21 protein-coding genes are annotated in these 25,241 nt (G+C 71.9%); 5 read left to right on the top strand and 16 right to left on the bottom strand.

Annotation, left to right across the window (positions count from 1 at the left end; translation table 11 throughout):
* Positions 1-7 precede the first annotated feature (7 nt).
* From ACWCXX_RS29715 to ACWCXX_RS29700, 4 genes are all read right to left on the bottom strand, one after another.
* A complete protein-coding gene (locus ACWCXX_RS29715; protein ID WP_451132566.1) occupies positions 8-739 on the bottom strand; it encodes a class I SAM-dependent methyltransferase in 732 nt (243 codons plus the stop codon).
* 253 nt (positions 740-992) lie between these two features.
* Positions 993-3,002, bottom strand: a complete 2,010-nt coding sequence (locus ACWCXX_RS29710; protein WP_451132564.1) for an NB-ARC domain-containing protein — start codon at positions 3,000-3,002, stop codon at positions 993-995.
* A gap of 213 nt (positions 3,003-3,215) precedes the next feature.
* On the bottom strand, positions 3,216-4,310 hold the full coding sequence (locus ACWCXX_RS29705) for a CU044_5270 family protein (protein ID WP_451132562.1): 1,095 nt from the start codon (positions 4,308-4,310) through the stop codon (positions 3,216-3,218).
* Positions 4,307-4,978, bottom strand: a complete 672-nt coding sequence (locus ACWCXX_RS29700; protein ID WP_451132560.1) for an RNA polymerase sigma factor — start codon at positions 4,976-4,978, stop codon at positions 4,307-4,309. The genes ACWCXX_RS29705 and ACWCXX_RS29700 overlap by 4 nt, the downstream gene beginning before the upstream one ends.
* A gap of 142 nt (positions 4,979-5,120) precedes the next feature.
* Here ACWCXX_RS29700 and ACWCXX_RS29695 point away from each other — a divergent pair, with 142 nt between their 5' ends.
* Complete coding sequence (locus ACWCXX_RS29695) at positions 5,121-6,686, top strand: serine protease (RefSeq protein ID WP_451132558.1); 1,566 nt, start codon at positions 5,121-5,123, stop codon at positions 6,684-6,686.
* A gap of 150 nt (positions 6,687-6,836) precedes the next feature.
* Here ACWCXX_RS29695 and ACWCXX_RS29690 read toward each other — a convergent pair whose 3' ends face one another.
* From ACWCXX_RS29690 to ACWCXX_RS29645, 10 genes are all read right to left on the bottom strand, one after another.
* A complete protein-coding gene (locus tag ACWCXX_RS29690) occupies positions 6,837-7,025 on the bottom strand; it encodes a hypothetical protein (RefSeq protein ID WP_451132556.1) in 189 nt (62 codons plus the stop codon).
* Between the two features lie 79 nt (positions 7,026-7,104).
* Positions 7,105-7,680: a hypothetical protein gene (locus ACWCXX_RS29685; RefSeq protein ID WP_451132554.1), complete on the bottom strand. Its 576-nt coding sequence runs from the start codon at positions 7,678-7,680 to the stop codon at positions 7,105-7,107.
* A 218-nt stretch (positions 7,681-7,898) separates the two neighbouring features.
* Complete coding sequence (locus ACWCXX_RS29680; RefSeq protein ID WP_451132552.1) at positions 7,899-8,540, bottom strand: SGNH/GDSL hydrolase family protein; 642 nt, start codon at positions 8,538-8,540, stop codon at positions 7,899-7,901.
* A 9-nt stretch (positions 8,541-8,549) separates the two neighbouring features.
* Complete coding sequence (locus tag ACWCXX_RS29675; protein ID WP_451132550.1) at positions 8,550-9,365, bottom strand: sugar phosphate isomerase/epimerase family protein; 816 nt, start codon at positions 9,363-9,365, stop codon at positions 8,550-8,552.
* A gap of 237 nt (positions 9,366-9,602) precedes the next feature.
* Positions 9,603-11,030, bottom strand: coding sequence for a chondroitinase-B domain-containing protein (locus ACWCXX_RS29670; protein WP_451132548.1), 1,428 nt, complete (start codon positions 11,028-11,030; stop codon positions 9,603-9,605).
* A gap of 122 nt (positions 11,031-11,152) precedes the next feature.
* Positions 11,153-12,586 carry a polysaccharide lyase 6 family protein gene (locus ACWCXX_RS29665; protein ID WP_451132546.1) on the bottom strand — a complete coding sequence of 478 codons (1,434 nt, stop codon included), beginning with the start codon at positions 12,584-12,586 and terminating at the stop codon, positions 11,153-11,155.
* Between the two features lie 269 nt (positions 12,587-12,855).
* The gene (locus tag ACWCXX_RS29660; protein ID WP_451132544.1) at positions 12,856-14,211 is read right to left on the bottom strand and encodes an alpha-L-fucosidase; all 1,356 of its coding nucleotides are present in this window, start codon (positions 14,209-14,211) and stop codon (positions 12,856-12,858) included.
* Positions 14,212-14,386: 175 nt separating this feature from the next.
* On the bottom strand, positions 14,387-15,253 hold the full coding sequence (locus tag ACWCXX_RS29655; protein ID WP_451132542.1) for a carbohydrate ABC transporter permease: 867 nt from the start codon (positions 15,251-15,253) through the stop codon (positions 14,387-14,389).
* Positions 15,250-16,224, bottom strand: a complete 975-nt coding sequence (locus ACWCXX_RS29650; protein ID WP_451132540.1) for a carbohydrate ABC transporter permease — start codon at positions 16,222-16,224, stop codon at positions 15,250-15,252. The genes ACWCXX_RS29655 and ACWCXX_RS29650 overlap by 4 nt, the downstream gene beginning before the upstream one ends.
* Positions 16,221-17,549 (bottom strand): sugar ABC transporter substrate-binding protein, encoded by a 1,329-nt coding sequence (locus tag ACWCXX_RS29645; protein WP_451132538.1) that lies wholly within the window; start codon positions 17,547-17,549, stop codon positions 16,221-16,223. The genes ACWCXX_RS29650 and ACWCXX_RS29645 overlap by 4 nt, the downstream gene beginning before the upstream one ends.
* 485 nt (positions 17,550-18,034) lie before the next feature.
* Here ACWCXX_RS29645 and ACWCXX_RS29640 point away from each other — a divergent pair, with 485 nt between their 5' ends.
* Positions 18,035-19,045 (top strand): hydroxyacid dehydrogenase, encoded by a 1,011-nt coding sequence (locus ACWCXX_RS29640; RefSeq protein WP_451132536.1) that lies wholly within the window; start codon positions 18,035-18,037, stop codon positions 19,043-19,045.
* Between the two features lie 143 nt (positions 19,046-19,188).
* On the opposite strand, the gene ACWCXX_RS29635 is transcribed toward ACWCXX_RS29640, so the two are convergent.
* Both ACWCXX_RS29635 and ACWCXX_RS29630 read right to left on the bottom strand, forming a co-directional pair.
* On the bottom strand, positions 19,189-21,279 hold the full coding sequence (locus ACWCXX_RS29635; RefSeq protein ID WP_451132534.1) for a M48 family metalloprotease: 2,091 nt from the start codon (positions 21,277-21,279) through the stop codon (positions 19,189-19,191).
* Between the two features lie 16 nt (positions 21,280-21,295).
* Positions 21,296-21,796 (bottom strand): hypothetical protein, encoded by a 501-nt coding sequence (locus ACWCXX_RS29630; protein WP_451132532.1) that lies wholly within the window; start codon positions 21,794-21,796, stop codon positions 21,296-21,298.
* A 414-nt stretch (positions 21,797-22,210) separates the two neighbouring features.
* Between ACWCXX_RS29630 and ACWCXX_RS29625 the strand changes: the two genes are divergently transcribed.
* The 3 genes from ACWCXX_RS29625 (at position 22,211) to ACWCXX_RS29615 (ending at position 25,120) form a co-directional block, all read left to right on the top strand.
* Entirely contained in the window at positions 22,211-23,422 is a 1,212-nt protein-coding gene (locus tag ACWCXX_RS29625) for an outer membrane protein assembly factor BamB family protein (RefSeq protein WP_451132530.1), read from the top strand.
* An 87-nt stretch (positions 23,423-23,509) separates the two neighbouring features.
* A complete protein-coding gene (locus ACWCXX_RS29620) occupies positions 23,510-24,145 on the top strand; it encodes a LysE family translocator (protein WP_451132528.1) in 636 nt (211 codons plus the stop codon).
* A 135-nt stretch (positions 24,146-24,280) separates the two neighbouring features.
* The gene (locus ACWCXX_RS29615) at positions 24,281-25,120 is read left to right on the top strand and encodes a dienelactone hydrolase family protein (protein WP_451132526.1); all 840 of its coding nucleotides are present in this window, start codon (positions 24,281-24,283) and stop codon (positions 25,118-25,120) included.
* Positions 25,121-25,241 lie beyond the last annotated feature (121 nt).

Here is a 25,241-nt window from a genome sequence, read left to right as displayed (position 1 = left end):
GTTTGGATCATGCCGGGCCCGGCGACGAATCGTCGAGGGGTGCCTGGGTCTCGTTCCCGGCCGGTGGAGCCGTCCAGGCCATTGCCAGGGCGAAGCCGAGGTCGTCGAACCGGGCGCCGGGGAAGACGCTCCCGTACAGCTCGCGGAACTGCTCGCGCGACAGGTAGCGATCGCTGAGGAGGTGTGCCAGCCAGGGACGACTGTGCCAGAAGCGCAGCTGGAACCATGCGTCACGGAGCCCCACGCGGCGGATCTCGCCGGGGAAGTTCCACAGCGCGGGCCAGGTGTACGCCTTGCGCGGCGGTGTCGGGTACAGATCACACACGTTGTCGACCAGTGCGACGGTGCCGCCGGGCCGCACGAGGCTCTTCAGGTGTTCCAGGCCCGCGCGGCAGTCCTCCAGGTGGTGGAGCGTGGTGTGGCTGTAGACCAGGTCGAAGCCGTCCTCGTCCTCCAGGTCGAACAGGTCCTTCACCACGTAGCGCACGTTGGGCCGCGCCCTCCTGGCCTCGGCGATCTCGATCAGGGGGCGGCTCAGGTCCAGGCCGACGACTTCCTCGAAACGGTCCGCCAGGGCCTCGACCGCGTGCCCCGAACCACAGCCCGCGTCCAGGGCACGCCCGCCCTCCGGGCCGAGCCCGAGCAGCCAGGCGGTGTTCCGGCCGGGGAGCAGGCTCACGAAGCGGTCGTAGTCGAGGGCGAACCGGTCGAAGGACCGGAGATCGGCTGTCTGCGTCACATCTCTCCTATACAACACGGCACGGCCTCGGGAGAACCGTCCCCGGAAGGGCCGTCGCACCCGTCCTCACCAGGTGTCGCAGTACTGGATGTACAGGCGGGCGAGTACGTGTCCGCGGGTCCGGGCCCCGGTCCACGGGCCGGAGCCGGGGGAGGAGGAACTGCCGGTGGTACGGGGCCGGGCGTGCCCGATCCCGTACCACCGGTTCCGCCGGCCCCGCGCAGCGGACGCCCGGTGGGGTCCAAGTGCCTTTCTAGGCCAGGCCGTTGTTCCGCCGGATGGTCTCCGCCTCCGTCCGGTACCCGTCGGCCGCCCCGGTCCGGCCTTCCGTGTCGGCCAGTTCGGCGAGCGCGTCGAGGACGCGTGCCTGCTCGGATCCGGAACCCCGGCGGCGTGCCCCGTCCAGTGCCCGCTCGTACAAGGGGCGGGCTTCCTCGGCACGGTCGAGACGTCGCAGGACGCCGCCGAGCGCGAATCCGGTGCGTGCGATCAGCCTCGCGCGGTCCTGCTCGGTGGCCTCTGCGTACGCCTCGGACAGCTGACGGGCCGCCGCCTCCAGGTCACCGAGCGCCGCGTTCGCCTCGCCCATCCGGTAGGTCTGGAGCATGGCTCCGTAGCCGTTGTCGATGGCCAGGTGCACCTCGCGGGACCGGGCGAAGTCGGCCACCGCGGCCGTCCAGTCGCCCCGCACGGAGCTGAGCATGCCGCGGAACTCGATCGTCGAGGCGCGGAGCTTGAAGTCCGGTTTGTCGTTCCCCAGCAGATCGAGGGCGGCGAACGCGCTGTCGAGTTCACGCCCGGCCTCGTCCGGCCGCCCCGTCTCCCAGAGGGAACGGGCGAGTTGGCACCGCATGCGCACCAGCCAGGCCGTGTTCCCGGACCGGGCCGCGGAGTTCACCCCGAGCCGGTAGACCTCGGTCACGTCGGACTGGTGAGGGTGGTCCATCGCGTACGTCCACACGGGCTCGCACAGGGCCACGGTCTCCGCGTCCAGCCCTCGCGCATGGGCCAGCCGCACACACGTGAACAACGCGTGCCGTTCCGTGTACAGCCAGCGCGCCGCGCGTTCGGACCGTTCGGTCCGGGCATCGCGGTCCTCGGTCTCCCTCGGGTCCTCCAGGGGGACGTCCGGAGCATCGGGGACGGGGCCGTGGGCGTCCGCGACGATCAGGCGCGCGCCCGCCGCGAACCTGTCGGCCAGCTGGGCCTGCCGTACGTACCAACGCAGCACCCGCACCTGCGCCTCGGCCGCCTCGCCCCGGGCCTCGTGCTCACGGGCCCGGCGCCGGGCATGCGCGTGCAGCGGTCCCGGCAGCCTCATCCGGCCGTCCTCCGCCCGCCGCGCCACCCGCAGTTCCAGTAACCCGGCCGCGGCCAGCTCCTCCAACGCGTCCTGGCACGACTCCGGCCCCAGCCCCGACAGCGCTGTGGCGGACTCCCGTGTGAACGTCGCGCCGGGGTGGTGGGGCAGCAGCCGGTAGAGCAGGGCCGCCGACGGGGAAAGGCCCCGGTAGGCCGTGTCCCAGATGCCCTCCACCCCAAAGACCCCCTTCTCGTCCAGCTCGGCCCGCAGCTCTTCGAGCAGTCGTGGGAGTGGCCGCAAGGGGTGTGCGCGCAGCCAGCGGCCCGCGACGTGCAGGGCGGCGGGCAGGCCGCCGCACAACCGCACCACCGTCCGCGCCGCCTCGGGGTCGGTGGCCAGTCGGCGGTCCCGGACGATCAGTTCGAGCAGTTCCATCGCCGCCGGGTCCTCCAGCGGCGGCAGCACCAGGTCGACGGCGGCGCCGTCCGCCAGGTCGTACAGCGGGCCGTGGCTCGCCACGATCACCACACTGTCGCCCGACGACGGAAGCAGGGGGACGACCTCCGAGGCGTACCGCGCGTTGTCCACGACGATCACCAGGCGGCTGTCGAAGGTCTTGCTCCAGTACTGCCTGCACCGCGCCTTGAACTGGCGTGCCAGCGAGTCCGGTTCCACACCGAGGGAATCCAGCAGCTGCGCGAGCACGTCACCGGGGTCCAGCTCGCCACCCGCCCGGAAGTCGTCCAGGTCGACCGACAGCACACCGTCCGGGAAGCGGTCGCTCAGTTTCCGGGCGATCAGGTAGGCCAGTTCCGTCTTTCCCAGACCTCCCGGCCCGCTCAGCGACAGCACCAACGGCCTGGACCGGCCCTGCCACTCCTCCACCGCGCGGAAGGCCCGTTCCTTCTCCTCCTCCCGGTTGACGAAGTGCATCGGCTCCGGCGGCAGTTCCACCCTCATTCAGGCTCCGCTCCCCTACCCGTGCCCGACTCGGTCGGGCCGGGACCTCTGCTCAAACCCGGCTCACGTCCGGAGACTTGCCGCTCCTTGGACCTCGCACTCTAGAGGGTTCCGTGCATCCGACCGACACTTTCCCCGGGGTGGCGTGCCACACCCCCCCGTGACAGGGCTTTGTTCCGTGGAAACGCTCGGGATCGACGACGAGCCGGTGCGCTACCCCGTCTCGCCTGCGCGATCGACCGCGGCCCTGGTGAGTACCGCGGAGGTGCCGACGACGGTCCCCGCCGGGCCCTCGTCCCCGGTTTCGGCCAGGACCGTGCGTTCCCCGAGGAACGCGTACGTGGTCCGGTCGAAGATCCACTGCGTCTGCTGTCCGTGCGCCGTACGGGCGACGGCGACGCCCTCACGTCCCGTGGCGTCGGCTGCCGCGCGGACCACCGTGACGCCGGGAATCCTCGCGGCTGCCCGGTAGAGCGCCGCGCCGACCCGTGGCGGGGCCCAGGTCTCGGCCAGCAGGTCGCCGATCGTGGTGAACGCCTGCTGGTCCGGGTCCTGTCCCCGGCCACGGGTCTGATCGCGGATCAGCCGCAGCAGGGCGTCGGGGTCGGTGGGCAGCGAGGCGAGGTACGCGTGGGTCGGGTGGTCGATCGAGGGGCCGGAGCCGTGCAGGGTGCCCGGCCGGGGTGTCGCCCCCGGACCGTCGAGGGTCTGTACCGGTCCCTCGGCGCCTTGCGCGTCGAGCACGGAGTCGGGCTGCCCTTCCTCGCGCAGCAGGCCGGGGCGGCTGCCGTCGGCCGACAGCCACACCTGTCGCCGGTGCACGGGAGGCATGGTCACGGGGCCTCCCCCGGCGCTCTGCGCGGCGTACGCGACCTTGCTCTCGACGTACACGAACTGGCCGGTGCGGACCGTCGGCCGTTCCTCCTCCGCCGCGGCGAGCGCGATGCGGTCGAGGAGGTGTGCCGCCTCGGACGCGTGGGGGGTGCCGCCGCCCGTGGTCGTGGAGGTGCCGCGTCCGGGTGCGTCGGCGAGGTTCACCGCCATGACACCGCCGACCACCAGGGCGCAGGCGACGGCCGGGGCCACGAACCGGACCGACCGCAGGCACGGGCGCGAATACGAGGGCCTGGCGGTGCGGGCACCGGCCGGTGCGGCAGGGCCTGCCTCGCGCAACAGGGCTTCCTTCAGCAGCCGTTCGCGGTCGGACCTCATGGCGGGGACCGGGGGCGGGGGCAGCAGATCGGTGAGGTCGCGCCGTTCGTCCTCCTCCGGCCGGTGGTGGGTGCGGTGCCGCGGGGGCGTGTTCATCCGTGGTTCTCCTGGATCGAGGGGCGGGCCACGGCGATGCGGCCCGGTACCGGCTGGTCGGGTGTGGTGGGGTGCTCACGGTGCTCCGTCGCGGGCGGGCGGCCGGGGCCGGCCGGGCCGGGCCGGGTGCGTGCGGCGGGGGCCTTCGCACCGGTGAGTTCGCGCAGCCGGTTCCGGGCCCGGGACAGCCGTGAGCGGACGGTGCCCACCGGTACGCCGAGCGCCTCGGCCGCGGCGGCGTAGTCCAGGCCCTCCCACACCACGAGCGTGAAGACCTCCCGGTCGCGGCGGCGCAGCCGGGCGAGTGCCCGGTGCGCGGCGCGCAACTGCTCGAAGTCCGCGAGGTGCGCGACGAGGTCGTCGGCGAAGTCCGGTACGGAGCCGCGCTCCGGGACACGGGCCAGCGCCGTCTCGCGGCGTCTGCGGGCACGGGAGTTGCGGCGCATGACGTTGGTGGCGATGCCCAACAGCCACGGGCGCAGGCTGTCCCCTTCGGGCCGCAGGCTCTCCCGGCTGCGCCACGCCTCCAGGAAGGTCGCCGAGACGACGTCCTCGGCCTCCGTCCAGTCGCCCGTGACCCGCAGGGCATAGCGGTGGAGCACCTGGGCGTGCTCGTCGTACAGCTCCCCCAGGGCGTCGCGGTCTCCGCTGCGGAAGCGGTTCCTCATGAGTGATTCCACACTTTGGTTCTGCCGGTTTCGTCGCGCGGGTTCCCGTGACGTGCGCCACACCCGCGAGCCGGGGACGGACCCCGCACCCGGAGTGACGCAGCTCACGGGAACCCGGTGGTTCGCCGGTGCAGTGCAGGTCATGAGCGATTCTTCCGTGTCCCGCCGGGGCGCCCTGCGCACCCTGACTCTCGCCGTCGCCCTGGTCGGCGGCCTGACGCCCCTTCAGGGCACCGCGGCCTCCGCCGCGGAGCCCGAGACGTACGCACTCACCATCACGCACCTCGACCGCTCCGGCCGTCCGACCGGGGACTACGAAACCACCGTCACCGGAATCTCCGGGGCGGGCGCCGACCAGGTCGTCCGGCCCCACGACGCCTCCGGCACGACCACGGTGCGGCTGCCCAGGGGCCGGTACCTGCTGGACAGTTCCCTGACCTCCGGTGACAACGCGGCCGGTACGGACTGGATCGTGCAGCCGCGCCTGGACCTCGACCGCGACACCACCGTCACCGTCGACGCCCGGACCACCGCCCCGGTCGACGTACGACCGCCCGACCGTTCCGCAAGCTTCCTGCACAGCGGGATGTTCGTCCAGGTCACGCACGGCGGCACGGAACGGCTCCTCAACCGGATCTCCTCCTCGTCACAACTGCGCGTCGCCCACCTCGGTCCCGCCGCCGAAGCCGGGTCGGTGAAGCAGTGGTTCGACTCGTACTGGACGACCGGGTCCGCCGGGTACGCGCTCGGCTACGTCTTCACCGGCACCCGCGCCCTGACGGGTCTCACCCGGCACCCCTGCGCCGAGGAACTGGCGACGGTGCGGGTCCATGCCGCCGCCCGGCCGGGCAGCACGGACGCGGGCTCCATCGACCTGCAGCCGAGCGCCGGGCCGACGGTCGGCGTCGCCCAGCGGACGGCGCTCCCCGGCAGCGTCACCCACTTCGTGACCCCCGGACGCGGCACCTGGGACATCACCTACACGGCCCCGGGCGCCCCCGGCGCGCCCTCGAACCGGTACTCGGCCGACCGCATCGCCGTGCGCGCCGGGGCCACGACCACGCACACCTTCGACAACGCCGTCTTCGGTCCCACGCTCACCGGCCGTCCGGGCGTCGTGCGCGACGGCGACGAGCTCGCCGTCGACGTCCCGCTGCTCGCCGACGGCGACGGCCATGTGCCGTCGGCGCCGTCGTACGCCAAGGCGTCGACCAGCCTGTACCGCGACGGCGTGCTCGTCGCGACCCGGACCGGTGCCCCCGGGCAGGCCCGCTTCACCGTGCCGCCGGGGCGTGCGGCGTACCGCGTCACCAGCACCGTGAGGCGTGACGGCGCGCCCAGCACCGCCACCCGTGTCACCGCGTCGTGGACCTTCGTCTCGGACACCACGGCCGGGCCCGTCCCGGTGCCGGTGAGCGTCGTGCGGTTCTCGCCCGTGCTCGATGCGACCGGCACCGCGGCGGCGAACACGACGTTGCAGGTCCCGGTCACCGTGCTGGGGGCCGGCGCATCCGGGCAGGTGCGTTCGCTCGCCGTGTCGGTCTCCACGGACGGCGGCGCCTCGTGGACCCGGCTCCCGGTCGAGCGCGGCGCCGTCACGGTCCACAATCCGCGTGCGAACACCGGCGTCTCCCTGCGCGCGGAACTGACCGACACCGAGGGGCGCACCCTCACCCAGACCCTCGTCGACGCCTACCGCACCCGGTGACCCGGTAGCCCCTGGACGTATGGCACTTGGGGCCGCGCGTTTTCGGTATCAAGGCCGTGGCTTCACCACGGGGGCATGGCGCGAGCAGCTGACGGTGCCGCTGCGCACCGGTTCCCGGCCCGGCGCCGGACAGCCGCCGTCACCGGCCGGTCAGCGTTCTCCCGCTCCCCGGCCGGGGGCGGGAAGCAGGACGCATACGGCCGGGCCGGGGACGGTGGCCGTCGGTGTGTCGTTCCATGCGGCCCGTGCCGAGTCCGTGGCGGCGAGGGCGGTCGCGGGCACGGTCCACCGCAACCGCCGGATCAGTACGCGCCGGTCGGCCGCGTGTGCCCGCAGCATGAATGCGTCGGGTTCTTCCGGTGTTTCCCGCGTTTCTGGTGTTTCCCGTGCTTCCCGGTGTCCGGCGGAGTGGGTCATCTCAGTACCGAAAACGGCCCGTCGGGCGGATCTCGGCGACGGTGGCCGTGCCCGCCCGCCCGTTCTCCAGCACGATGCGCGTGATCAGGTCGATCAGCCCGAGTGCCTGCTTGTGGTCGAGCAACAGCCGCCGGGTGTCCTTCTCGTCCAGGCTGTCCGCGGGCGTGATCTCGCCGTCGGCGCCGCCGCCGTGCACGGGGAGGAACGAACCGCGCGCCGCCCGGTCCGGCTCCGACAGCTGGACACCGGTGATCTCGGCGGTCGCCCCGTCGGGCAGCCGTACCGTGAGCGAACAGACCGTGTGGGTGTCCGTCGCCTCGCCGCCCCGGCAGTTCAGCAGCACCGCGATCCGCGCGTCCGGGTTCCGACCGCCCTGCCCGGTGCCCAGCCAGCCCGCGACGTCGGGCAGCGGCCCGTTCCACCGCTCGACGAACCGGCGGATGTGCTCCTGGGGGTCGTGCGGGCTCGGCGGTGTGCGGTCGCGCAGGCCCATGACCGCCGGCATCCAGAAGAAAACCGCTGCCACGCCCGCGATCACGGCCAGTGCGCCGAAGACGATCGTCAAGGCGAGATCCATCGCGTGCTCCTCCCAACGAGGCGGGCGCGACGACCCCAACACCGGGTGGCGTCGGCCGGGCAGCGCGTTGCGAGGAGCGCCGCAGCGCACGGCGCTCCTCGCAACGGGGGCCGCCCGGTTTCACCGGACTGCCGCGAGATATTCCTGACGGGACATCACATGCACGTGTGCCGGGTCGAATTGCCGGCGTCGACGCCGTCTTCCGTACCGCACGGCCGTCAGGAGTTCGACGGGGCGGAGTCGACCTCGGCGAACCAGGCATCGGCGATCAGCCGGTGGCCGAGAGGCGTCGGGTGGACCCCGTCCGGGGCCAGTTCCGCCGCCCCCTCGTCCTCGGCGGCGCGGGGCAGGACGAGATCCGCGCGGACCACCAGGGCGTTGTGGGCGAGCGCGGTGCGCAGGACTGCGTCGGTGCGGGGTGCCAGGTCCTCGAACCACTCCTCCTGCCCCGGGGTGACGGGGAGCAGGAAGGGGGTGATGACGACCAGTCGTGCGGAGAGCCTGCGTTCCGTCTCCGTGAGCAGCCGGTCGAGGCATGCCTCGAACTCGTCGACGGGGCTGATGAGTTCCTGGTCGTAGCGGCGCCAGGTGTCGTTGATGCCGATCTTGACCGTGACCACGGTGGGCCGGTGGTCGATGACGTCGGTGGTCCAGCGGGGTGCGAGGTCGTACACCCGGTGGCCGCTGATGCCCCTGTTGAGGACGGTGGGGCCCGGTCCGGTGCCCGCCCGGTCGCGCAGGGTCCGCGCGATGTCGTGGACGTATCCGTCGCCGAGCGATGCCGGGTCCGTGCGGTCGCGGCCCGAGTCGGTGATGGAGTCACCGATGAACAGGAGTGTGTCCTTCTCCGTGATGCGCATGTGTGTCGTCTACCGTCCTGACGTCGGAGTGATGGGGTGGGAACCGTTCGTCCGTGCCGCGGCCCCGGACCGGTGGGCCGTCACGCGTCGCAGTGTCGTGGCCTCGCGTACCAGTACGGCGGGGTCGTCGCCGGGCACGAACTCCAGGAGGGCCTGGGGCCGTTTGCCCCGCCGGTGCAGCAGGTCGAAGACTCCGTTCCACAGGTCCTCGCGCTCGGCCAGTGGCAGTCGGTGGTTGCCCGGCCACCACGAGAAGACGTGCACCGCGCCGACCCGGTCGACGAGTTCGGCGAGCCCGGCCAGCGCCTCGTCGTCGGGCGCGTCGAGCGGTGGCTGCCAGTAGGTGCGGAGGTTGTCCGCGCCCACCTCGTCCAGCAGCCGGGCGGTCGAGGCGACGGTGTCGGTGAGGGTCTTCGAGTGGAATTCCAGCCCGAGTTCCAGTCCGTGGTCCGCGGCGATCCGGGCCGCCTCCCGCAGGCAGGCCGTGGTCTCCCGCCGTTCCTCCGGGGTGGCCGTGCCCGATCCGGTGCCGCCCGCCCACACCCGTATCCGTGGTGCGCCCAGGAGGGCCGCGGCGCGGGCGACCGCCGGGAACCCGTCCGTCTCGCCGGGGGTGGCGCGGTAGTACGAGCCGTACGAACAGCAGGTGAGCCCGTACCGGTCGGAGGCGTCGCGGACGGCGCGGAGCGTGTCGGGCTCCGTCCAGGGAGCGTGCACGTCCGCTCCCCACTCGATCACGTCGAGCCCGGCGTCCGCGGCGCGGCGTGCGACCTCCTCGGCGGGCAGCCCCCGGAAGGTGACCGAGCACAGCCCCAGCCCGGTCACGGGGCCACCCGGCCCGGTCGGAACGCGGTGCGTCGCACCGGGCTGCTTCTCCTCATGGTCACTGCTTCCCTTTCCGCGGCCGCCCCGTGGCGGTTCTTCCATGGTCTCGCACGGCTCTCCTCCGGGGCCGTGCGGTGGGGGGTTCCCGGCCGTCGTCCGGGAAAGGTGAGATGACCCGCCCCCGAGCGGGCCGCCTCGCCGTTCTCCGTTCACCCGTACCGGGTCATCCCCGTCCGCTCACGCCGCGTTCGGTCCCACGTCCGCGGTCGTGAGGGGATGGCGCAGGGCGGGCACCGTCGCGTACTCGTCGGCGCCGATGTCCCGGATGCTGCCGCGCTGGTCGCCGTCGATGTCGTCGGTCACGGCCGGGCTGCCCAGGGTGGCCGCGCCGATCGCCGGGCTGCCCGCCGACAGCCGGAACACACCGTCCGAACCCGCCACCAGCTTCGGATCGGCCCGGGTGAAACCGCCGGAGGGGATGTTGCCGTTGGAGGCGGCGCCCCACAACATGTTGCTCTGCCAGGTGAAGTTGGTGGTCGTCCCCATCGCGACCAGACTGCCGGTGTCACCGACGAGCAGGTTGTCGGCGACGGTGACGTCCCGGGGCTCGTACGTCCGGCTCTCGCCCGAGAGCGTACTGCCGTTGTTGATCAGGGAGTTGTGCACGATCACGGCACGGTCGCACGCGTCGTTGCCGCGCCGCTCGTCCGCCGTCTCGCCCGAGTTGTGGTCGCGGGTGGTGCCGCTGCCGACGACCAGGGCCCGTTCGGACAGTCCGGCGAGGTAGTTGTTGACGATCACGTGGTCGTTGCCGTAGAGCCGTACGCCGTTGGTGCCGCCGATCAGGTGGTTGCTCTCCACCCTGGAGCGGTTGCCGTGGCGCAGGACGATGCCGCCGAGGCTGTCGCGGATGGTGTTGTACCGGACGGTGTTGTCGGAGGACTTGACGGAGATGGCCTCGGGGTCGCCGTCGGCGCGCTCGAACAGGTTGTACTCGACGACGGCGTGGGCGCTGGACAGGGCCCGGCTGCTGACGCCGAGCCGGATCGACTCGCCGCCGTTGGCCCCGGCGAAGTTGTGGTCGGAGAAGTGGTTCCGGAGGATGTGGGTGTTCTGGGCCATGGCGGTCGAGCCGGGGCCGTCGACGACGAGGAAGACGCCGACGGTGGTCTTGTCGTGGAAGTGGTTCCGGTCGATCTTCGTGTTGTCCGCCCGTACGACGACCCAGTGCGAATCGCCGGTGTCGGCGTGCTGGAAGTCGTTGCGGGTCAGCCGGATCGAGGAACAGGTCACCGGGATCTCCAGCGTGGTGCTCTGCCGGAAGGCGAAGCCGCTGATGGTGATGTTGCTCGAATTGGCGAGGACGAAGCTGCGTTCGCCGCGGAGGACCGCGCCGCCCCGGCTCTTGGACACGATGGTGATCGGCGCGGCGCCGGTGCCGTTCTTGCCCGAGATGTTGATCGCTCCGCCGGCCGGAACGGTGTAGGTTCCGTCGGCCACGACGATCCGGTCGCCGGGGGCGGCGGCGTTGATCGCGCTCTGGAGTTCGGCCAGGGTGCTGACGGGCGTGTCGGCCGCCGAGGCCTCGACCGCCATCGAGGTGCCGAGGGGGACGGCGGCGAGGGCCGCCACCGCGGTGCTTCTGAGGAACGTGCGTCGTTGCATGGTGCCTCCTGTAGCGACGAGAACGTGACCGGGCCGATCCGTACAGCCCCCGCGGCTGGACGTGCCGGATGACCGGTGGTGGGGCGGCCGGTCCTGGTCGGCCGCCCCGCCTCCGGTCGTGCTCAGCGGGCGTGGGGGCCGACGTCGGCCGGGGTCAGCGGCCTGTGCCTGGGGGCCCTGTCCGAGTACTCGTCGGAGCCCACGTCCCGGAGCCGGCCGCGCGGGTGGCCGTCGATGTCGTGGGTGACCGGCGGCTGCCCGAGGGTGCCCGCGCCGATCGCCGGGCTGCCCGCCGACAGCCGGGCGACGCCGTCGGGGCCCGTCACCAGCTTCGGGTCGACGCGGGTGAAGCCGTCGGCCGGGATGTTGCCGTCGGGGGCCGCACCCCACAGGATGTTGCCGGACCAGGCAAAACGTACGGTGTTCGCCATCGCGACCAGTTCGCCCGAGTCCGCGACGAAGAGGTTGTCGGCGACGGTGACGTCCCTCGGCTCGTGCGGGCGGTGGCTCTCCCCGGAGAGCGTGCCGTCGTTGTTCACAAGGGTGTTGTACGCGATGAGGACCCGGTCGGGCGCGTCATTGCCGCGGCGCGCTTCGGGTGTCTCGCCGGGCAGGTGGTCGCGCTCCGAACCGCTGCCGATCACCAGGGCCCGGCCGGCGAGGCCGTTGAGGTGGTTGTTGACGATCACGTGGTCGTTGCCGTAGATCCGCATCCCCTCCGTGCCGCCGAGGAAGTGGTTGCCCTCCACGCGGGTGCGGTTGCCGTGGCGCAGGACGATGCCGCCGAAGCTGTCGCGGATGGTGTTGTACCGGACGGTGTTGTCGGAGCTCTTGACGGAGATGGCCTCGGGGTCGCCGTCGGCGCGCTCGAACAGGTTGTACTCGACGACGGCGTGGGCACTGGACAGGGCGCGGGGGCTGACGCCGAGCCGGATCGGCTCGCCGCCGTTGGAGCCGGTGAAGCTGTGGTCGGAGAAGTAATTGCGGTACACGTGGACGCGCTGGGCCATCTCCTCCGTGCCCGCGCCCTCGATGCCGAGGTAGATGCCGAGTGTGCTCTTGTGGTGGAAGTGGTTGTGGTCGACCGTGCTGTCGTCCGCGCGCACCATCACCCAGTGCAGGCCCTCGATGTCGGCGAGCTGGAAGTCGTTGCGGGTGAGCCTGATGTGCGAGCAGGTCTCGGGGATCTCCAGGGTGGTGCTCTGGCGGAAGGAGAAGCCGCTGAGGGTGATGTGGCTGGAGCGGTCGAGGACGAAGCTGTGGGATCCGTCGAGGACGACGCCGCCCGTGGTCCGGGCGGCGATGGTGATGGGCGCGCGCCCGCTGCCCTGCTTGTCCCGGATGGTGAGGGGCCTGTCCGGCGGGACGGTGTATCTGCCGTCGGCGACGACGATCCGGTCACCGGGCCGGGCCCGGTCGATCGCGGACTGGAGCTCGTCCAGCGAGCCGACCGCGGCCGGGGCCGCCGTCGCGCTCGCGGTGAGGAGTCCGCCGGTGGGGACGGCGACCAGCGCCGCCCCTGCCGCGGTGCCCATGAGGAACGTGCGGCGTTGCATGATGCCTCCGTGAGTGTGGTGGTGGGCCGGGGACGGGAGCCGGCTCGGAGCCTGTCGGGTGGCCTTCGATCGGGAGCGGACGCGGTCCGGTGCCTGCGATCCAGGGCGCCGGAATGTCCTCGGGCGGGGTCTCCCCCGCTCGTCGAGGGCTCGGGGCAGGAGCTGCCCGGACATTTCGGCCACGCGGGAGGGTCCCTCCCTGGCCCTCAAGGCCTTGGGGAGTGCCTGCCGGGGCGTGGCCGCCCGGCCGGAGGCCACCCGCCGGGCTCTCAGCCGTCGGCCCCGTCGTCCGGGGTGTCGAGGTACAGCTCGATGACGGGTACGGGGGTGTCGGGACGCCGGACGGGGATCTTCAGCGTGAGCGTGCCGGCGGGCTGCCCGCCCATCTCCGTGTTGAGCGCGGGCCGGCCGGGGTCGATCCGGACCCGGATGATCTCGGACGCGTCGTTCAGCAGTTGGGCGTAGCGTACCCGGCCGGCGAGTCCGGGCAGGTGCAGATGGCCCAGCGGCCAGGCGAACAGGTGGACGTAGAGCCGGTTGCCGCGCTGGGTGTACCGGCAGTCGGCGGGCGGGGTGTACGGGGAGGGCCCGCAGCCGCGGACGGACCGTTCGTGCAGCTCCATCCAGCGGCCGATCTCGTCGAGGACGGCGACGGCGTGCGGGTCGAGGTCGCCTCGGCCGTTGGGGCCGACGTTGAGCAGCAGGTTGCCGCCCTTGGAGACGCCGTCGACGAGCATGCGGATCAGCAGGTCGGCGCTCTTGTGGTCGAGGTTGTCGCGGTCGTAGCCCCAGCTTCCGTTGAGAGTCTGGCACGCCTCCCACAGCACGGGCCGCCCGTTCTCGGTCATGGGGCCGGAGGGCTGGTACTGCTCGGGGGTGACGAAGTCGCCGGGGAGGCCGGTGCGGTCGTTGACGAGGATGTGCGGCTGGAGTTCGCGGACCGTCTCCAGGAGCTTCGGGGAGTCCCAGTCGTCGGGGCCCTTGCCTCCCCACCAGATCCGGCCCGCGTACGAGAAGTCGAAGAACAGGTAGTCGATGCGTCCGAAGGACGTCAGCAGCTCCCGGACCTGGCCGTGCAGGTAGCGCTGGTAGTCGCGGATGTCGCGGTCGGCGTGGGCGGCCTTGAACTCCTCGTCGTCGCGCTGCGGGTGGGTGCCGTCCACGGGGAAGGAGGGGTGGTGCCAGTCGATCAGCGAGTAGTAGAAGCCGACCTTGAGCCCTTCGGCGCGGCACGCCTCGACGAACGGCCCGAGGAGGTCGCGGCCGTGGGGGGTGTTGGTGACCTTGTAGTCGGTGAGGGCGCTGTCCCACAGGCAGAAGCCGTCGTGGTGCTTGGTGGTCAGGACGACGTAGCGCATGCCCGCCGCCCTGGCCGCCCTGGCCCACCGGGCCGGGTCGTAGCGGTCGGGGTCGAAGTGGTCGAAGTAGACCTGGTACTGCTCGTCGGTCAGCTTCTCCCGGTTCTTGACCCACTCGTGCCGTGCGGCCAGGGAGTACAGGCCCCAGTGGACGAACATGCCGAACCGGTCGGTGGTGAACCAGGTCGTCTCCGGGCTCCCGGCGGGGGCCGGGGTGGCGGCGGGCTCGGACGGGGCCACCGAGGGGGTGTCGGCGCTCGGGGTCATGGGGGCATTGCTCCTTGTCGTCGATGTCCGTCGGGGCGCTGTCGGCGCTCCGTGCGGTGTGACCGGAAGGGGGGCGTGCGGGGTGGGGCGGGGCGGGCGCGGCGCGTGGTGGCGGGCCGGCCGGCGGTCTCTCGTGGCCGGCCCGCGCAGCAGGGGCGCCGGGTGTTCTGCCGGGTCAGCCCTTCAGGGCTCCGGAGGACAGGCCGTGGACGAAGGAACGCTGGAAGAACAGGAAGACGATCACGGAGGGGAGGAGGGCCAGCAGGGACGCGGCCATCACCACCCCGGGCGTGACGGCGGGGTCGACCCGCAGGGTTCGCAGCGCCAGCGGGAGCGTGTAGGAGGAGGAGTCGGTGGACACCAGGAGGGGCAGCAGGTACTGGTCCCAGATCATGGTGAAGCCGAAGACCCCGATGACCCCGAGCGCCGGCTTGCACATCGGCATGATGATCTGCGCGAAGATGCGCAGGTCCCCGGCGCCGTCGATGCGCGCGGCCTCCTCCAGTTCCTTGGGCACGTCCTTCATGAACTCGGTCATCACCAGGATGGAGAATCCCCACGCGCCCAGCGGGACGATCATTCCGGCCAGGGTGCCGATGAGGTTGAAGTGGACCACCGGCAGGTCGGCGAGGATCACGGACAGCGGGAGGGCCAGGATCTCCTCGGGCAGCATGAGTGTGGCCAGGATGGCGACGAGCACCAGTGTCATCCCGGGGAAGACCTTCCTGGCCAGCGCGTATCCGGCGAGGACGGAGACGGCCACCTGGAGCAGCAGTCCGAAGCCGACCACGAAGAACGAGTTCAGCAGGTACGCGAGCACGCCCTGGTCGAAGGCGATCCTGAAGTTGTCCAGGGTCGTGCCCGAGGGGATGATGCTCAGCTGCGTGGGGTCCTTGACGTGGCCGAAGGCGCTGACGAGCAGGGCCAGGAGGGGGCCCGCGAAGACGATCAGCACCAGCAGGTAGGTGACGGCCTTCAGGATCCGCCCGCCCGCGCTCCTGCTCTCGGTCAGGCCCAGGGCCGTCTCGGTCGGCGCGTTCATTTGCTCTCCCTCCGTCGCAACAGGTGGACGGCGATGGTCAGGATCAGCGTCGCGACGAAGAGCAGGACGGCTCCCGCCGCGCCGACACCGAGTCGGTTCTGCTCCAGCCCGAGCTTGTAGATCAGGGTCATCACGACTTCGGTGGAGCCGTCGGGTCCGCCGTTGGTGAGGAGGAACACCTCGGTGAAGACGCGCAGTCCGCGGATCGCGGCGAGGATGAACAGGATCGAGAACACCGAGCGCAGGCCGGGCACCGTCACGTGCCACACCCGCTGGAGCCTGGACGCGCCGTCGACCTTCGCCGCCTCGTACAGGCCGCGGTCCACGCTCGTGAGACCGGCGAGGAAGATCATCATGTCGTAGGGGGCGCCGCGCCAGATGCCGGTGACCATGATGGAGGCCATCGACGAATCGGGGTCGTTGATGAACCCCGAGGGGCCGAACCCCACCAGGCCGAGGAGGGAGTTGAGCATGCCGTCCCCGGTCGGGTGGTACATGATCCGCCACAGTTCGGCGACGACCGCGATCGGTACCACCACCGGCAGGAACGCGGCGGAGCGCACGAATCCGAGGCGGCGTCCCTGGCCTTCCATCAGCAGCGCGAGCACGAGGCCGAGGGCCATCGAGCCGGCGGTCTGCCCGGCGGCGAGGACGACGGTGTGCCACGCCGCCTCGCGGAAGCCGTCGGACTGGAGCACCGTGGAGTAGTTCTCGGTGCCGACCCACTTGTTGCCGAGGTAGGGCTGGACTTCCTGGAAGGACATGGTCAGCGCGCTGGCCATGGGGATGAACTTGAAGTACAGGAAGAGGAGCAGTGCGGGGGCCAGGAACAGCCAGGGCGTCCACCACCGGCCGCCCCGGCCGCTGCGCCCGCGGCGGCCGGCAGCGGCCCCGCCGGCCGGGCCGCCCGTGGTCCGGGCGGCGGGGCCGGCCGCCGGGAGGGCGGCCGGATCCGCCTGGTCAAGGCTCATGACGCGGCGATTCCCTGTTCCTGGAGGATGTCGGCGAGCTGCTTGTCGAGTTCGCCGAGCTTGGTGTCGACGTCCAGGCTGCAGTCGGCCATCAGGGCGTTGACGGTCTCGGCGGTCGTCTGCCGTACGGGGGTCCAGTTCGGGACGGACGGGGCGTACCGGCCGGAGTTCTGGTACACCTCGGCGTAGGTCGTCCAGCGGGGGTCGGGGCGGACCTCGGAGATCTTCACCGTCTTGTTGACGGGCAGCTGCACGGTGAAGCCGGTCTCGCCCTGCATGCCGGTCTTCTGGCCCTCGGCGGAGATGGCGAAGTCGGCGAAGGCGTCCTGGCCCGCCATGTTCTCGGAACCGGCCATGAGGTAGACGGAGCCGCCCTCGGCGAGCACGGTGGCGTCCTTCGGGCCCTTGGGCATCGGCACGACCTCGTACTTGTCCTTGCCGAGCGTCTCGTCGAAGCGGGGCAGCAGGTACGGGCCGACGACGAACATGCCGGTCCGGCCCGCCTCGAACGTCTCGTTCGTGGGCGGGGTCTCCATGGTCACGGCGCCGGGCTGGACCGCCTTGTCCTTGCAGCCGAGGTCGCGGAACCACTTCATCGCCGCGGCCGATTCCTTCGTGGCCATCGCGGGCTTGTACTTGCCGTCCCCGGTCTCGGTGATGAAGTCGCCGCCCGCGGCCCAGAGGAAGTTGGAGAAGTACCAGGAGGCGTAGCCGCGCTTGGTGGACAGGGGGGCGGCGAGGCCGAAGGTGTTCTTCTTGCCGTCGCCGTCGGGGTCCTTCTCGGTGAAGGCCTTGGCCATCGCGGCGAAGTCGTCCCAGCTGCCGGGGACCTGGAGCTTCAGCTTCTCCCGCCAGTCCTTGCGGATGAGCAGTGCGGACGCCTGCGCCGAGTACGGCAGGCCGTACTGCTTGCCGTCCACGCTCTTGCCGGAGTCCAGCCCCTGGCCGACGACCTGTCCGCTGTTCTTGAGCTTGCCCAGGTCGATCTCCCGCAGCAGGCCCTGGCTGTGCATGGCTCCGAGCTGCGTGACGTCGTTCATGACGATGTCGGGGAGCTTCTTCTGCGCGGCCCGCTGCTGCAGCTTGGTCTCGAAGTCGTCGAAGATCGCCGTGACTTTCACCTTGTAGCCGGTGGCCTTCTCGAAGGCGGCGGCGAGCCGGAGCGCCCCCTGTTCCCCCGGTCCGCCCGGTGTCGTCCTGGTCCACAGTTCGAGGGGGGCTTTGGGATCCTGTTTGGCGTCCACTCCCGCAGGCCCTGATGTACAGCTGGTGAGGACCAGTGCCGAAGCGAGAACACCCGCACCGATCCACCGCGATCTCTGCATGACAACTCCTGTTTCGACGCATCACAGCTGGCCTGGAAAGCGCTTGCCCGGGACGCTAACGGGGTCCGAATCCACGGTCAATAGTCCGATGAATACAAAAATCTCGCGGAAGCCCGCGAGACTCCGGGCACATCCTCTCCCCCGCACCGCACTTGTGGCCAGACACCTCCGCGAAGAGGCCGGACATCCCGAGGTATTGCCTGATGGGGCGACAGTACGGCCCTCCGAGGAACCGATCACTCCGCTTCGCGACGATCACGGGCACCCGCAACGACCCCCGGGACTTCGAACGGCAGGCGGCTAAGCTTCACCTGAGGGGCTTTGCAGTCATCCGATGTATCGTGCTGCAAGCGCGTCGGCCGAGGTACCGAACAAGCCACGCCAATCCTCGACATCCAGTCAGACATTTCCCCACACGCCCGACCGGGAGTCGTGGGTCGATTCGCTGACGTTCCGTCAGCGGAAGAGCTGAGGAGCGCACCGACATGAACGAGCCGGCCACCGGACCGACAGCACTGCTGGTCATGGAGGAAGAACGCAGGGCGGACGTCTACCCCGACGAGGTACTGACCGGAATCGGCAGGCTCGCGCGCTGGCAGGGTCCGCCCCTCACCGGGCAGCAGCTCGGCGAGGACCCCGAGGTGCTGCGGGAGGTCGACATACTGTTCACGGGCTGGGGCGCGCCCGTTCTCGACGCCGCACTCCTGTCCCACGCCCCCCGCCTCGAGGCGGTTCTGGTCGCGGCGGGTTCCGTGCGGCACCTGACCACACCGGAGTTCTGGGCGCGCGGCATCCCGATCGTCTCGGCGGCCGCGGCCAACGCCGTCCCGGTGGCGGAGTTCTCCCTCGCCCAGATCCTCCTGGGGCTGAAGCAGGTCCACCGCATCGGCCGGGAGGTGGCGAGCAGCCGCGGCTTCCCCCACAACCCGAGGGTCCCCGGCGGTTACCGGTCGCGCGTGGGTCTGCTGGGGCTCGGGCACATCGGCCGTCTCGTCGCGTCCCACCTCGCCCGCTTCGACGTGGAGGTCCTCGCCACGGACCCCGTCGCCTCGGCGGACACCGCCCGGCAGGCGGGCGTGCGGCTCGTCGGCGTCGAGGAGCTCTTCGCCACCTGCCAGGTGGTGAGTCTCCACGCACCGCTCCTGCCCGAGACCCGCGGCATGATCGGGGCCCGGCTGCTGAACTCCATGGAGCCCGGCGCGACACTGATCAACACCGCGCGCGGCGCGCTCGTCGACGAGGCGGCCGTGGCGGAGGTGCTGCGGACCAGGCCGGACCTCACCGCCGTACTCGATGTCACGCACCCGGAGCCCCCTTCTCCCGACTCGCCGCTCTTCACCCTGCCCAATGTCGTCCTGACTCCCCATCTGGGCGGCGCTCTCGGGGCCGAACGCAACCGTCTCGGGCAGCTCGTGCTCGACGAACTGAGCCGCTTCGTGCGGAACGAGCCCCTCCAGCACGCCATCGACCCCGCCCGCGCCGCGTCCCTGGCCTGACCCGGACGAGAGACCCGAGGGCGCCGCACCGGACCGTTTCCGGTGCGGCGCCCCCTGCGTCGGCGGTCCGGCTCGGGGGCGCCCGGTGTGCGCGCCGGGGCGGAGGAGAGAGTCGGCCGCCGTCGCGCACGGGACGGCCGGGCTCAGCCCTGTTCGGGGTCGAGTCCCTGCAACCGCGCGAGGGCGTTGCCCGCTCCCAGGTACCAGATGCTCGCGGTGAGCCGCAGACGGGCCGCGCGATCGCTCCCGGACGCGCAGGCGAGCCGGTCGCCCTCGGCGACCGAGGTCAGCAGGGTGCGCCGACTCCTCTCGCCGGACGGCTCGGGGTACGGAGGCAGTTCCAGGCTGTCCGCCAGAACCTTGCGCATCGCCTCGCAGCGGCTGCGCAGGAGCTCGTCCCCCGCGCCGTCGGAGGTGTCCTTCCCCGGGTTCCGGGAGAGTTGGAACTCGTAGCGCCGGAGGATCTCCCGGCCGCCGTCGGCGTACCAGGCGACCATCCGGTCGCGGGTGACCGCGTCCGGTCGCGGCGGCCGGGGCGACGAGGGGAGCGGCGGGGAGAACCACGGCGCGGTGAGGGCATCGTCCATGGTGTCGGTGGGTTCCGCGAGGCCGGCCAGGGGGTTGTAGACGTAGAGCGCCGGGAGCATCCAGAGCCCCAGCCAGAAGGCACGAACGGTTCGCGATCCCCGGCGTATCCCCGGCCGGGGGTGATGTGCGTGCCCTGCCGGACCCGGGCCGATCAGGGGCGCCCGGCCCGCACGGGGGGCGGTGGGCCCGGTGCCCTCGACGGGTCCGGCGGCTTCGGTGGGTTCGGTGGGTCTGCCGGCCGGTCGGCCGGAGGAGCGCTCCGTCTTGCGGGGCACCACGGCGCTGCCCGTGGCCACGATCAGGGGGACGGTCGTATAGGCCAGCGAGAAGACCGTGTTCGCGGGCACCGCGCCGAGCCGCAACCAGGACACCACGCAGTAGACGAGCGTGACGTGCGCGCCGAGGAACAGCGCGAACTGCGTCTTCGTGCCCCCGCGGTCCGCAACCGGGGGCCGGGTGAGCGCCTCGTACCGTTGCGACCAGGAGGGGTGGGTGCGCAGCGGCCGTGCCACCCGGCGCACCCCGGCCGCCCACCGTCCTGCGCCGCGTGCCGACGGGCGCTGGGCCGACCAGACCTCGGGGTCGGCGCCGCACGTCACGGCGTCGTGATCGGCGACGAGTTCCCGGTGACGGAGGATGTCGGCCCGCGCCAGGTGGGTCTGCGCCACCAGCGCGACGCCGAGCACCAGCTCGCCGAGGCCGGGCGCGGCCCCCTCCCAGTAGAGACGTCCCGGCCCGAGCACCCGGTCCTGGACGACGAGCAGGCCGTGGACGGCGAGGCAGGGCATCAGCACCATGGCCAGGAAGACCCGCCAGAGCGCCACGGTGAGGTAGGCCAGGTCCACGTCACGGTTGCGGATGTGGGCCAGTTCGTGCAGCACCACGGCCTCGAACCTGCGCGGGTCCGTCGTCCGGCGCGCCAGCAGTCCCGCGTGCAGGCAGACGGTGTACCGGTGGGCGCGGCCGAAGGCCACGGCACCGGCGGAGAGGGCCCGGGGGCGGACGACGAAGTCCGGGGCGCGGGAGAGACCGGCCCGGCGCACCAGCAGGGTCAGGTGCGCCGGAAGGGAATCCGGGGCGTCGCCGCCGGTTCCTGCTCCGGCTCGGCCTGCCGTTCCCGCACCGGCCCGGTCCGCCGTTCCTTCCCCGGCCCGGTCCACCGTCTCCTCCCGGCCGGGCACGGCCGGGGCGGCCCCCTGGTCCGGCCGGACCGGCCAACCCGCTTGCCGGTGAATCTCGTTCGGCATCCGGCGGCGCATCGCTGTCCCGTCCTCGCCGGTGCCGGGCACCTCGGGGAGCCGGCCGCCCCGCCGCTTCCAGCGGGGCAGCCACCAGTACAGCAGCAGAGCTGCCGCGACGACGGCCGCGGTGTACAGCAGCGCGGTGTACACCGCGGCCTCGGCCGCGCCGGACCGGCAGCCGACGACGTCCTGATGGAACCGGACGGCGAGTCCGATCTGCCAGGCCGGTGCGTCCGGGTCGACGCCGCTGTTCCGCATGCACCGCGGCAGTGCGACGGCGGCGTCGACGGTCAGCGCCGTCCTGCTGATCAGGGCCGTGCAGGATGCCAGCAGAACCAGGACCAGCAGCAGGAAACGCCGCGTCGTCGCGCGCCCCGCCAGGTCTCGGGTCTCGACGGAAGCCATGTCGGCGCCTTCCCCGTCACTCCGGGCCCGACTGCTCCCCGGTGTCGTCCCGCCGCGGGCCGGCCGGTTCCTCCCTGGCCAGCCTGGAGACCACCGCGTCGGCCAGCCCCTCGGCCACCGTGTCGTCGAGCCCTCCGGCCACCGCCCGTTCCCGCACGCGCCCGTGAACGGCACGGAGCTGGTCGGGGGTCAGGGCGGGCATCTCGCGCTCCGGGGAAACCTCCGGGCGGCGAAGGGCCCTGCGCAGCCCCACCCGGGTCCGGGCCAGCAGGCTGTCCGCCGCGACGCCGGCCCCCTTGGTGGCGAATTCGTTCAGGACCAGCCACACCACCGGTGTGACCAGGGCCGCGGCCTCGGTCAGGCCGAAACCGAGGGTGTCCTCCCGGGCCGTCCGTCCGGCGAACACAACGGTGACCCGTTCGTCGTCGACGGACTCCAGGGAATCGAGCAGCACCAGCTCCTGCGGGGCCTTCTCCGTCACCACATCCCGTACGACCGCGCGTAACTTCTCCCCCATGCGGCCAGGCTATCGAGCGCCCCCTGCCGTGTACATACGATGCGCGAGCGCCGCTTCACGGCCAAAACCGCCGCCCCGCCGGCCGGGCTCCCGGTCGTTGCGGCGGATCCGGGGGCGCTCCGTTGCCGGCCGGGGCGGGAGGCCGGATCGCCTCCGGCCCCACCCGCACAGAGCAGGGCAACTCCGGCAAATTTTCTCTGTATCACCGTGACAGCTCGGTCACAGGGATGTCCCGGCCGCGTTCTGAGCCGCGGGTGGCCGAAATTCGATGGTTAATCTGATCCGGCTCCGAGGGCATGCCCGCGGAGCCCCATCCGCAGGCCGCAGGCAGGGCGGGGCTCCACGGACACTCCCGAGCGCCCACCGCATCCGGCGCGCCGGGCATCGACATCGCAGGAAGACGGGGACAGAACCATGATCCGAGAGAACGCGTCACGCCGACAGGTGATGAAGCTGGCCGGCAAGGGCCTGGGACTGGCGCTGCTCGGGGCCGGTGTGTGGGGCTGCACACCGGAGGACACATCCGGCGGCACCACGCAGAAGCCGGGTGGCGGCAAGGGCGACGACTCCTTCACCACTCCGCCGCCGAACACCGCGCCCAAGGCCCTGTGGCAGAACGCGACGGCGAACAACGCCCTGTCCGGCAACCACGCCCTCACCGTGGTCGGCGGCGTGGTCCTCGTGTCCGGCGACCCCCTGGTGGGCCGCGACCTCGCCACCGGCAAGGAGGTGTGGTCCCGCAAGGAGGTCACCACCCCCGGCGCCAACATGCTCATCGGCAACGGCACCCTCTACCTGGCCAGCGCCCAGTACGACGGGAACGTCGTCGGCCTGGACCCGGCCACGGGCAAGGAGACCTGGCGCAGCCACCTGGGCACCCAGTACTCCCAGCCCCGTCCGATCGCCGCGGACGGCGACCACGTGTACGTCCTCGCGGGCATCCTCGACAAGGACTTCCGGACGCCGGACAACGTGATCGCCGCGATCGACACCACCAGCGGCAAGGTCGTCTGGCGCGAGCAGCGCGACCACGGCACGGAGGAGACCGGCGTCACCGCGAAGGCCGTCGGCCGCCGCCTCGTCTACACCGACTTCCGCGAGAACCTCACCGTCCGCGACACCGCGACCGGGCAGCAGACGTGGACGAAGAAGATCGGCCGGTCCAACAACCTCGACTTCGTCATCCACGAGGATCTGGTCGTCATCGCCAACGGCCGCCAACTGCGCGCCTTCGACCTGGCCGACGGCAAGGAACGCTGGTCGCTGGCCACCGAGGAGTTCAACCGGTTCAACGACCCGGCGCTCCTGGACGGTGTTCTCTACGCGTCCGACACCGCGCACGGCCTGTGGGCGGTCGAGCCCGCCACCGGGAAGAAGATCTGGCACAACAAGGGCTCGCTGGACGTCGCCTACCCGTGGCAGTTCGTCAAGGTGGGCAACACCCTCTACGGGGCGACGGAGTTCGACGACAACGGCGGCATCCTCGCCTTCGACGCCGGCAACGGGGAACTGCGCTGGACCTACAACGACGGCACCAAGGACATCCAGCGGTGGTACCTGGCGTCCGAGGGCAACCGGCTGGCGGCCCTGCACGGGAAGCAGCTGACCGGCCTGCCGGCCGTGTGAGCCCGGGGCCTCACGGCCCCGGCCGGTGACGCACGGCACAGCCTCTGGCGGCTGCGCCGTGCGTCTGCGCGTATATCGTGGAATTCCATGGCAACCAGCACTGCGCTATGGTCCTTCGCCCTCGTCGTAGGGCTCCTCACCCTCACCCCCGGCCTGGACACGGCCCTCGTCCTGCGCACCGCCGCTCTCGGCCGGCGCGCCCGCGCCTGGGGAGTGGTCCTGGGCATCCAGACCGGCACCTTCCTCTGGGGCGCGCTCACCTCGCTCGGTGTGACCGCCCTGCTGACCGCCTCCCACGTCGCCTACGAGGTGTTGCGCTGGGCCGGGGCGGCCTATCTGCTGTGGATGGCCGCCCGGATGATCGGCGACACCTTCCGCGGCCGGGCCGGGGACACCGCGCCGGTGGAGGCCGCGGGCAGCACGGACACCTTCTTCGCCGGCTGGCGCCAGGGCACCCTGACGAACCTCCTCAACCCGAAGATGGGCGTCTTCTACGTCGCGGTGCTGCCGCAGTTCATCCCGGCGGGCGCCCCGCACTTCTCCACGGGCCTGTTGCTGACCGGCGTTCACATCGCCTTGGGAGTGCTCTGGTCCGGTGTTCTCATCGCCTCCGTGTCCGCCCTGGGCACCTGGCTGCGCAAGCCCCGGGCGCGCAAGCTCCTGGACCGGGTGAGCGGTACGGTCATCGCCGCTTTCGCGCTGCGCCTGGCGCTGACCGACTGACTCCGCCCGGCGGGGCGGGCCCGCTCCCCGGCGACCGGGGCCGCGCGCCGGACGGCGTCCCGTCGTTCCTCGCCAACAAGCCTTACTTCACGGTAACTTGTGGCGCGGAGAAGACGACGGAGGGAGAGCGGGCCCATGGCCGACCACGATCTCAACGGCTTCACGCAGGACACGTTCACTCATGACGGCACCACCCGCCGGGTACTGCGCCGGGGCACAGGACCCGCCGTGATCGTGATGGCGGAGATTCCCGGCATCACCCCCAAGGTCCTGGAGTTCGCCGAGCGCGTGGCGGCGTTGAACTGCACCGCCGTGCTCCCGGTGCTCTTCGGCACCCCCGGTCGTGACGCGGACCCCGCCGCCCACGGCTGGACGGGCACCGCCCGCTGCATGGCGTCGTCGATGCGGCAGGTGTGCGTGAGCCGGGAGTTCACGGTCCTGGCCACGGGGCGCAGCTCCCGGGTCGTGCGGTGGCTGCGCGCGCTGGCGGCGGCCGAGCACGAGCGTTGCGGCGGCCCCGGCGTCGGCGCCGTCGGCATGTGCGTGACCGGTGGTTTCGCCCTGGCCATGGCCACGGACGAACGGCTCGTCGCGCCGGTGCTCTCCCAGCCGTCGCTGCCGCTCGCCGTTCTCCCGCGCCGTGCGGGCACCATCGACATCGGGGCCGAGGAACTCGCCGTCGTCCGGCGGCGGTGCGAGCGCGAGGGACTCCAGGTCCTGGGGCTGCGGTTCCGGGGCGACCGGCTGGTGCCCGGGGACCGGTTCGCGTATCTGCGGCGCGAACTGGGCGATGCCTTCGTCGCCGTCGAGCTGGACGACGGCGCCGCGAACCCGGCGGCCGTCATGCCGCCGCACTCCGTGCTGACGGAGCATCTCGTCGACGAGCCCGGCCAGCCCACGCGGCAGGCCCTGGACACGGTCCTGGACCTGTTCCGCACGCGGCTGCTCGGGGAACGGCCCGGCGACGCCGCCTGACGGCACCCCGGCCTCCGACTCGCGCCCCCGCAGGACTCGTTCCGCACCTGCCGCGCCGCGGGCGGGCGGCGGCGACCGTTCCCCCGGGCCCGGTGTCGCCGTTGTGACATGTCACAACGGC

This window comes from Streptomyces sp. NPDC001732, from assembly GCF_053596315.1.
Note: the sequence above shows the minus strand (reverse complement) of the source record. Positions and strands in the feature narration are given on the sequence as shown.